The 8,535-nt window shown below is 69.8% G+C and carries 10 protein-coding genes and 2 pseudogenes; 8 read left to right on the plus strand and 4 right to left on the minus strand.

Going from position 1 to position 8,535, the window contains the following annotated elements; all coding sequences use genetic code 11:
* A partial coding sequence (locus ABZ281_RS25900) for a TSUP family transporter (RefSeq protein WP_356659147.1) occupies positions 1-333 on the plus strand: 333 nt, incomplete at its 5' end.
* Positions 334-472: 139 nt separating this feature from the next.
* Complete coding sequence (locus tag ABZ281_RS25905; protein WP_356659149.1) at positions 473-1,048, plus strand: rhodanese-like domain-containing protein; 576 nt, start codon at positions 473-475, stop codon at positions 1,046-1,048.
* A 352-nt stretch (positions 1,049-1,400) separates the two neighbouring features.
* Here ABZ281_RS25905 and ABZ281_RS25910 read toward each other — a convergent pair whose 3' ends face one another.
* The 3 genes and pseudogenes from ABZ281_RS25910 to ABZ281_RS25920 all read right to left on the minus strand — a co-directional run bounded on the left by ABZ281_RS25910 (position 1,401) and on the right by ABZ281_RS25920 (position 2,353).
* Positions 1,401-1,682, minus strand: a complete 282-nt coding sequence (locus ABZ281_RS25910; protein ID WP_010358257.1) for a metal-sensitive transcriptional regulator — start codon at positions 1,680-1,682, stop codon at positions 1,401-1,403.
* 363 nt (positions 1,683-2,045) lie between these two features.
* A pseudogene (locus tag ABZ281_RS25915) lies at positions 2,046-2,231 on the minus strand (DUF3631 domain-containing protein); the annotation flags it as partial.
* The gene (locus ABZ281_RS25920; protein ID WP_356659161.1) at positions 2,153-2,353 is read right to left on the minus strand and encodes a hypothetical protein; all 201 of its coding nucleotides are present in this window, start codon (positions 2,351-2,353) and stop codon (positions 2,153-2,155) included. The gene ABZ281_RS25920 and the pseudogene ABZ281_RS25915, both read right to left, overlap by 79 nt.
* Before the next feature lie 13 nt (positions 2,354-2,366).
* Between ABZ281_RS25920 and ABZ281_RS25925 the strand changes: the two are divergent.
* A pseudogene (locus ABZ281_RS25925) lies at positions 2,367-2,678 on the plus strand (tyrosine-type recombinase/integrase); the annotation flags it as partial.
* Between the two features lie 66 nt (positions 2,679-2,744).
* Here the strand turns inward: ABZ281_RS25925 and ABZ281_RS25930 are convergent.
* Complete coding sequence (locus tag ABZ281_RS25930; RefSeq protein ID WP_003974483.1) at positions 2,745-3,182, minus strand: hypothetical protein; 438 nt, start codon at positions 3,180-3,182, stop codon at positions 2,745-2,747.
* A gap of 509 nt (positions 3,183-3,691) precedes the next feature.
* Between ABZ281_RS25930 and hemL the strand changes: the two genes are divergently transcribed.
* The 5 genes from hemL to ABZ281_RS25955 form a co-directional block, all read left to right on the plus strand.
* Positions 3,692-5,008, plus strand: a complete 1,317-nt coding sequence (gene hemL / locus ABZ281_RS25935; RefSeq protein WP_356659151.1) for a glutamate-1-semialdehyde 2,1-aminomutase — start codon at positions 3,692-3,694, stop codon at positions 5,006-5,008.
* Positions 5,005-5,703: a histidine phosphatase family protein gene (locus tag ABZ281_RS25940; protein ID WP_356659153.1), complete on the plus strand. Its 699-nt coding sequence runs from the start codon at positions 5,005-5,007 to the stop codon at positions 5,701-5,703. Before hemL ends, ABZ281_RS25940 begins: the two co-directional genes overlap by 4 nt.
* Before the next feature lie 286 nt (positions 5,704-5,989).
* Entirely contained in the window at positions 5,990-7,288 is a 1,299-nt protein-coding gene (locus ABZ281_RS25945) for a hypothetical protein (RefSeq protein WP_356659155.1), read from the plus strand.
* A gap of 66 nt (positions 7,289-7,354) precedes the next feature.
* Positions 7,355-8,002, plus strand: a complete 648-nt coding sequence (locus ABZ281_RS25950; protein ID WP_356659157.1) for a TlpA disulfide reductase family protein — start codon at positions 7,355-7,357, stop codon at positions 8,000-8,002.
* Between the two features lie 13 nt (positions 8,003-8,015).
* Positions 8,016-8,535, plus strand: a 520-nt coding sequence (locus ABZ281_RS25955; protein ID WP_356659159.1) for a cytochrome c biogenesis protein CcdA, incomplete at its 3' end; no start/stop codon positions are given.

Consider the following 8,535-nt stretch of genomic DNA (forward strand, 5'->3'; position numbering starts at 1 on the left):
GGCCTGGGCGCCGTGACGGGCTTCCTGGGAGTCGGCGGGGGATTCCTCGCCGTGCCCGCCCTGGTGGGCGTCCTGGGACTGGCCATGCGGCGGGCGGTGGGCACCAGCCTGCTCGTCATCACGGTCAACTCACTCGCCGCGCTTGCCGCTCGCACCGGCACCAGTGGCGGGCTCCACTGGGAGATCATCGGCCCCTTCACCGGAGCGGCGATCCTCGGCGCCTGGGACGGCAAACGCCTCGCGACGAAGATCTCCGGCACTACCCTTCAGAAAATCTTCGCCGGCGTCCTGCTGGCGGTGGCGGCCTTCATGCTCGTTGACGTGATCGTCTGAACACGAGGGCTGTCAACAGCCCAGGAACAGGGACCGGGAGAGCTTCTCCGGCCGGCGCGCGTATCTCAGCACCGCCTGCGGCCCGGCTCCCGTCAGATCAAGCTCCACCACAACTTCCGCACCCGTAAGGACATCTGCCATGACCACACCCACGGCCCTCGCCACCGACGAGGCGCGCACCCGACTGCACGAACTGACCGTCCTCGACGTGCGTACCCCCGGCGAATACGCCGGCGGTCACCTCCCCGGCGCACTCAACATCCCCCTCGACCAGATCCAGCGCGCACTGCCCGACATCCGGCACGCCGCCGAACGCGGTGACGTCCTGGTCGTCTGCGCCTCGGGTGCCCGCTCCGAGAACGCCGGCAGGATCCTCGCGGAGAACGGCGTCAGGGCCGCCACCCTGTCGGGAGGCACCGGCGCCTGGGCGGCCGACGGCCATGAGCTGCACCGCCCGCAGGGCGCCTCGCGCGCCACCTGGGGCATGGAGCGGCAGGTGAGGCTCACCGCAGGAGTGATCGTGCTGCTCGGCCTGCTGCTCGGGCTCGTCATCCACCCCGCCTTCCAGCTGCTCTCCGCCGGCATCGCGGGCGGTCTGGTCTTCTCCGCCCTGACCAACACCTGCGGCATGGCCGCCATGCTCGCCAAGCTGCCCCACAACCGTCCCCGCGCCGCCGACCTCGACAACACACTGGCCGCACTGCGCAACCGATGAACCACCCGAAAAGACGGGAGGGATCCGGAACCGGACCCCTCCCCTTTCACATGCCAGGCATGCGGCCAAGGCGCGCTACCCGTGCGCAGACGTCTCCTCTTCCGGCGACGGCTGCGGGCCACCATAGGACACCCGCATGGGCCGGTACCCTCACCCAGGCCGGGCGGGCGGAGACTTCCTCACCATCCCCCGGTCGCCGTGCCGACGCTTTGAGAGGCAGACATCCGCACCAGCCTGCCGGTCGGCTCAGCGTGCTCCCTGCCACCGTGCTGCTGGCCGTAGCCGCCTTCATGCTGATCGTCGTGCTCATCTGAGGAAACAGGCGGGTGATCGGATGCCGCGGCACCTACGCTCAGGCCAGAGAGAGGAACAGCTTCTCCAGTCGGGTACGCATCTGCTCCCGGTCACCAGAAGCAGCCATGTCCGCATCGGTCAGGCAGTGCTGCAGACCGGTGGCGATGATCGCGAAACCGGCCTTGTCCAGAGCCCGGGACGCCGCAGCGAGCTGGGTGACGACGTCCTCGCAGTCCCGCCCCTCCTCGATCATCTTGATCACACCGGCGATCTGGCCCTGTGCCCGGCGCAGCCGGTTGACCACCGTCTTCAGTTCCTCAGCCGCCATCGCCAGTTCCACAACCCACACTCCTTCGGGATACCCCCTTGGGTATCTTACAGAAGGGATAACCCCAACCGGGCAAGGAAAAATCCCCACGGCACCAGCTGCCCTCACTGCTGACACCATCATCGACGTGCGCACCCCGGCGAATACGTCGCCATCCACCTGCCCGGCGCCCACAACCTTCCCCTCGGCCACCTGCGCACCGCCGTGCCTGCCCGCAAGAAGGCAGCCGTCCGCGGTGAGCTGCTCATGGTTCGCGTCTCCGGCAACCGCACCCCCTCCGCCTGCGAGCAGCTTGCCGCTGCCGACATCCCGGCCACCATCCTCATCGGCGATCACGGCAGCGCACGAGCGGCACTGGGATGTCGGCATTGTCGCCTCCGGGCAGTACCGCGCCCAGGCGTCGGTGAAGCGGAGGCGGGCGAAACCCTTGGCCTGCCTGCCGCCCTCGAAGCGGAGGGTGGCGGCCTTGATGTCGAAGTCCTTCAGGAGGAGCCCGAGGTGGCGCGGGCCGAGGCCGGTGGCGCCGTACTCGGCCCACGGAGCCTCCTGGCCCTTGAGAAGTAGGTGCACCGGGAGGCGATGTGCAAGACGGTGATCTCGTGGGCGAGGGCGTCGTCGGCGGCCCGGCGGGCGGCGCGGGTCTGCTCGCCGGCCATCCAGGCGTAGAAGGAGAAGCGGGCCACCTTCAGCAGCCGGCGCGGGGCGCGCTACCTCCAGGCGGCTCCGGAAGACGGCATGCACGCCCTCCGGCACGCGTACGCCTCGGTGCTCCTCGATGCGGGGGAGAGCATCAAGGCGCTCTCCGAGTACCTCGGCCACTCGGAACCGGGCTTCACGCTGCGGACGTACACGCACCTGCTGCCGTCCAGCGAGACCCGCACGCGCAAGGCGATCGACGACGTCTTCACAGAAGCCGAGGCAGAAGACGAGGACGACCGGCCTGGCACCCAGGGCACATCAGTGTCTACAGCGAAACCCATGTGCCCTCAATGTGCCCTGGCCGCCTGACGGCCTCTCTCCGCACATGACGAGGGCGGGGTCAGAAACCCCGCCCGAAACCCCTGAAACCCCAGGTCAGGGCCACACCAGGCAATAAGGCTGATGCCCCGCCTCATGCAACCGATGGCTGAAGTCCTGCCACTCGTGCAGCAGTTGGTAGACGTTGAACGCGTCGCGGGGGCCGCCCCGGTCCGGGACCGTGGACCAGATGAAGGCCGCCGCGCCCACCGCTTCCTCGCCGATGCCGCGCAGGGGGTCGACGACCGTCATGGGGAGTTTCACCACGGCGTAGTCGGGGTGCAGGACGACCAGTTCCAGGGGCGGGACCTTGTGCAGGGGGACGCCCTCGATGCCCGTGAGGACCATGGCCGCCATGGTCTCCGGCTTGATCTTCGTGAACATGCCGTTCATGCCGAGCTCGTCGCCGCCGAGCTCCTCGGGGCGCATCGAGATCGGGACGCGGGCCGCGGTCGCGCCGTCGGGCGCACCGAAGTACTTGTACGTCACCCCCACCCGACCACCATTCCCGCTGCCCCCGGCCCGAAGATCGTCCACCTGGCGTTCAGTACGTCCGGCGGCCCGCTCCGGTTCACTCGGCCGGTCCTGTGTCCGACGCGCTTCCTGGGCGTCCTCCGCCTCGCGTCGGTGCCTTCCCCGCCGGGCACGTCGAGGACCCAGGTCATCAGTCCCCTCGCCCAGTCCGCCACCGCGATGCATATCTCCACCCGACTGCTTTTCCAGAACGCGTCGCCCCCGCCGCGCAACCCGATCATCGTGTCAGTGACCTCCCCCACGGCCGCCCGCCGAAACGTGCGCTGAAACATCTGCCCGCAGGATCTCCGCAGCCTCCGACCACCCCGGGCCGTTTGAGCTGTGTGTATCAGGGACCAGTCTCGCAGACGACGGCGGGCGCGGGGCCGGTTGTCCCATGCCCCGCACGCCCACTCCCCTGGCCTACCCTGAACAGGTCACTGGCACCCGGAGGCCGACAGCGTCGGAGAAGGTCGGAGAAGTCGCAGGTCATGAGTGAACTGGCATATCCGTATGAAGCACCGGCCTCGCAGGCTCTGTTCGACCGCGCGGCGGCCGTCACGCCCGGCGGCGTGAACTCACCGGTGCGGGCCTTCCGAGCCGTCGGCGGCACGCCGCGGTTCATGGTGTCCGGCACCGGCCCCTATCTGACGGACGCGGACGGCAGGGAGTACGTCGACCTCGTCTGCTCCTGGGGGCCCATGATCCTCGGGCACTCCCACCCCGAGGTCATCGCCGCCGTGCAGGACGCCGTCTCCCGAGGTACATCCTTCGGCACGCCCGGTGAGGGCGAGGTCGCGCTCGCCGAGGAGATGACCGCCCGGGTCGGGCCGCTCGAGCAGGTGCGGCTCGTCTCCAGCGGCACCGAGGCGACCATGTCCGCGATCCGGCTCGCCCGCGGCTTCACGCAGCGCACCAAGGTGATCAAGTTCGCCGGGTGCTACCACGGGCACGTCGACTCGCTGCTCGCCGCGGCCGGCAGCGGCGTCGCCACCTTCGCGCTGCCCGACACCCCCGGCGTCACCGGCGCGCAGGCCGGCGACACGATCGTCCTGCCGTACAACGACCTCGACGCCGTCCGCGAGGCCTTCCGGGCGCACCCCGGCGAGGTCGCCTGCGTGATCACCGAGGCCTCCCCGGGCAACATGGGCGTCGTACCGCCCGCCGACGGGTTCAACCAGGGCCTGAAGGACCTCTGCTCCGAGAACGGCGCGCTCTACGTCTCCGACGAGGTCATGACCGGCTTCCGGACCAGCCGCGCCGGGTGGTTCGGGGTCGACGGCGTCGTCCCCGACCTGATGACCTTCGGCAAGGTCATGGGCGGCGGCTTCCCCGCGGCGGCCTTCGGCGGGCGGGCGGACGTCATGGCCCACCTCGCCCCGGCCGGGCCCGTCTACCAGGCCGGCACCCTCTCCGGTAACCCAGTCGCCACCGCGGCCGGCCTCGCCCAGCTGCGGCTCCTGGACGACGCCGCGTACGCCAAGGTCGACGCCGTGTCGAAGGAGATCCAGGGGCTCGTCACCGGAGCCCTGGCCAAGGAGGGCGTCGCACACCGGGTGCAGACCGCGTCCAACATGTTCTCCGTGTTCTTCACCGACCGGCCCGTGCGGAACTACGAGGACGCCAAGACGCAGGAGTCCTTCCGCTTCACCGCGTTCTTCCACTCGCTGCTCGCCGACGGCGTCTACCTGCCGCCGTCCTCCTTCGAGTCCTGGTTCGTGTCCACCGCGCACGACGAGCGGGCCGTGCAGCGGATCGCCGACGCCCTTCCGGCTGCGGCCCGGGCGGCTGCGGAGGCGAGGGCATGAGCGACCAGCGGAACGACAGCGCCGAGGACATCACCGTCGTCCACCTCATGCGGCACGGCGAGGTCGCGAACCCGGACGGCATCCTCTACGGCCGCCTTCCCGGCTACCACCTCTCCGACCTGGGCCGACGCATGGCCGACCGGGTCGCCGAGCACCTGTCCGGCCGCGATGTGACGCACGTCGTCGCCTCGCCGCTGGAGCGGGCGCAGGAGACGGCCGAGCCGATCGCCAAGGCGCACGGGCTGGGTCTCGTCACGGACGAGCGGCTGATCGAGGCCGACAACATCTTCCAGGGCAAGACGTTCGGTGTCGGGGACGGGGCGCTGCGCAAGCCGGGCAACTGGAAGCACCTGGTCAACCCGTTCCGGCCGTCCTGGGGCGAGCCGTACGTGGACCAGGTCGTGCGGATGATGAGCGCGCTGGGCGCGGCGAAGGACAAGGCCCGGGGGCACGAGGCGGTCGTGGTCAGCCACCAGCTGCCCATCTGGATAGTCCGGTCGTACGTCGAGCGCCGCCGCCTCTGGCACGACCCGCGCAAGCGCCAGTGCACGCTCGCCTCGCTGACGACCTTCACGTACCGGGGCGACCGGATCGTCTCCGTCGGCTACACCGAACCGGCCCGCGACCTGGTCCCGGCCCACCTCCTCGCCGGCGCGAAGCCGGTGAAGGGCCAGGCCAAGGCCTTCGGGGCGTAGGCGCGGCACGCGACAACAGGGTGTGGACAAGCGCGCCTGCCCGGGCGGAAATCCCGGGTAGCCGCGCACCCCGCTGCACCCGGCGCCGCGGTGCCCCCGCGACGGGAGCGCGCCCGGGGCGTTCGGGGCGTTCGGGGCGTTCGGGAGGCGCGTACGCCTCTCTCTTCGCCCCCTTCTGATCGTTTACGACTTCTTCGTTACGGAATCTGCGCAAATAAGCGGAACCTCCCCGTTCTTCACGCCCTCTCACTGAGTGACCAGCACGACGTGACGAATCGGGGATGCCATGCGCTCTCTCTCCCGCAGGGGAATGCTCGGACTCGGCGCGGGAGCCGCCGCCGCCGTCTCGCTCGCCGGATGCGGCGGTCTCATGGGCTCGGACGACTCCGGCCACGCCGACGGTTCCGGCGGCGACTCCGCACGGGACGGAGCGAAGGCGAAGCCCAAGCCCACCGCCCGCCCCATCGGCGACGGCTCCACCGCCCACACCGGCAAGCAGCCCCACCAGCCCGCCAAGCCCGAGCCGCTGGAGCCGGGTCAGGCCCCGCCGCAGTTCGTCGTGTTCTCCTGGGACGGCGCCGGCGAGGTCGGCAACGGCCTCTTCCCGCGTTTCCTGGACCTCGCCAAGGAGCACGGCGCGAGCATGACCTTCTTCCTGTCCGGGCTGTACCTGCTGCCCGAGTCGAAGAAGCGCCTCTACAACCCGCCCAACAACCCCCGCGGCGCCTCCGACATCGGCTACCTCACCGACGAGCACGTCAAGGCGACCCTGAAGAACGTCCACCGCGCCTGGCTCGAGGGCCACGAGATCGGCACCCACTTCAACGGGCACTTCTGCGGCGAGGTCCACGGCTCGGTCAAGAACTGGACGCCGGCGCAGTGGCGCAGCGAGATCGACCAGGCCAAGAATTTCGTGAAGGAGTGGCGCACCAACACCGGCTGGACCGACCTGCCGTCGCTTCCGTTCGACTACGACAAGGAACTCGTCGGCGGCCGTACACCCTGCCTGCTCGGCCAGGACAACCTGCTGCCCACCGCCCGCGAGCTCGGCTGGCGCTACGACGCCTCCTCGCCCGGCGGCCTCCAGGTCTGGCCCGTCAAGCGCCAGGGCGTATGGGACCTGCCCCTGCAGCAGATACCTTTCCCCGGCCGTGGCTTCGAGGTCCTGTCGATGGACTACAACATGCTCGCCAACCAGTCCCTCGCGACCACGAAGGCACCCGCCCACAACTACCCGGGCTGGCGGAAGCAGTCGGCCCAGGCGTACATCCAAGGATTCAAGCGGGCATACGAGACAAACCGGGCACCTCTCTTCATCGGCAACCACTTCGAGCAGTGGAACGGCGGCATCTACATGGATGCCGTCGAGGAGGCCTTCAAGCACATCGCGCGCGAGAAGGAGAAGGGCGCGGATGTGCGTCTCGTCTCCTTCCGGCAGTTCACCGACTGGCTGGACGCGCAGAAGCCCGAGGTGCTCGAAAAGCTCCGCACGCTCGGCGTCGGACAGCAGCCGGCCGGTGGCTGGCGGGAGTTCACCGGCAAGGCCTCCACACCCAGCGGAGACGCCTCACCGAACGCCGCCTGAAATGCGGTTTTCCGCCCGCAAGGGGGGTGGGCGAGACCCCCAGAACGGGCATGCGAAACTTTTCACATGAGTGCCGACAGCGCCCCCCAGCGTTCGAACCGCACGACCCGTGCGACCGAGCGCACCCGCCGTGTCCGCCGTAACGCCGCCCTGACCGCCGGTCTCGCCGCCGGCGCGCTGCTCGTCTCCGCGTGCGGCTCCGGCGGCACCTCCGGCGGGGGCGGCGACACCAACTTCGTCACCGGCACCGACGGCGTCGCCACCGTCGCCCAGGGCGAGCGCACCCCGGTCCCCGACCTGTCCGGCAAGACCATCGCCGGCAAGACCCTCGACGTCGCCGACTACAAGGGCAAGGTCGTCGTCCTCAACGTCTGGGGTTCGTGGTGCAACCCCTGCCGCGCCGAGGCCAAGTACTTCGCGAAGGTCTCCAAGGAGTACGCCGGCAAGGGCGTGCAGTTCGTCGGCATCAACACCCGGGACACCTCCACCGGCGCGGCCCTCGCCTTCGAGAAGGACTGGGACATCACCTACCCCAGCCTCTACGACCCCACCGGCAAGCTGCTGCTGCGCTTCAAGAAGGGCACGCTCAACCCGCAGGCGATCCCCTCCACGCTCATCCTCGACCGGGACGGCAAGATCGCCGCCCGCTCGCTGTCCGCGCTCAGCGAGGAACGGCTGCTGAAGATGCTCAAGCCGGTCGTCGCCGAGAAGTGAGCGGAGCAGTGACGTGAGCGCAGTCACCACCCTTGCAGCGGTCGCGGACCCCAACGGCACGGTGCTCAAGGGCGCCCTGCTGGCGGCCCTGCCGATCGCGCTGCTCGGCGGAGTCGTCTCCTTCTTCTCACCGTGCGTCCTGCCCCTGGTGCCCGGCTATCTGTCCTACGTGACCGGGGTCGCCGGCACCGACCTGGCCGAGGCGCGACGCGGCCGGATGGTCGCGGGCGCCTCCCTGTTCGTGCTCGGCTTCACCGTCGTGTTCGTCTCCTCCGGGGCGCTTTTCGGCTACTTCGGCGCCACGCTCCAGGAGCACAAGGACGTCCTGTCCAAGGTGCTCGGCGTTCTCATGATCCTCATGGGCGTCTTCTTCATGGGTCTGATGCCCTGGTTCACCCAGCGAGAGTTCCGCCTCCACCGGAAGCCGGTGGCCGGACTCGCCGGCGCACCCCTGCTGGGTGCGCTGTTCGGTTTCGGCTGGACACCCTGGATCGGCCCCACGGTCGCCTCCGTGCTCGCCCTCTCCTGCGTCC

Origin of the sequence: Streptomyces sp. NPDC006265 (assembly GCF_040613555.1) — a bacterium.
Lineage (GTDB): Bacteria > Actinomycetota > Actinomycetes > Streptomycetales > Streptomycetaceae > Streptomyces.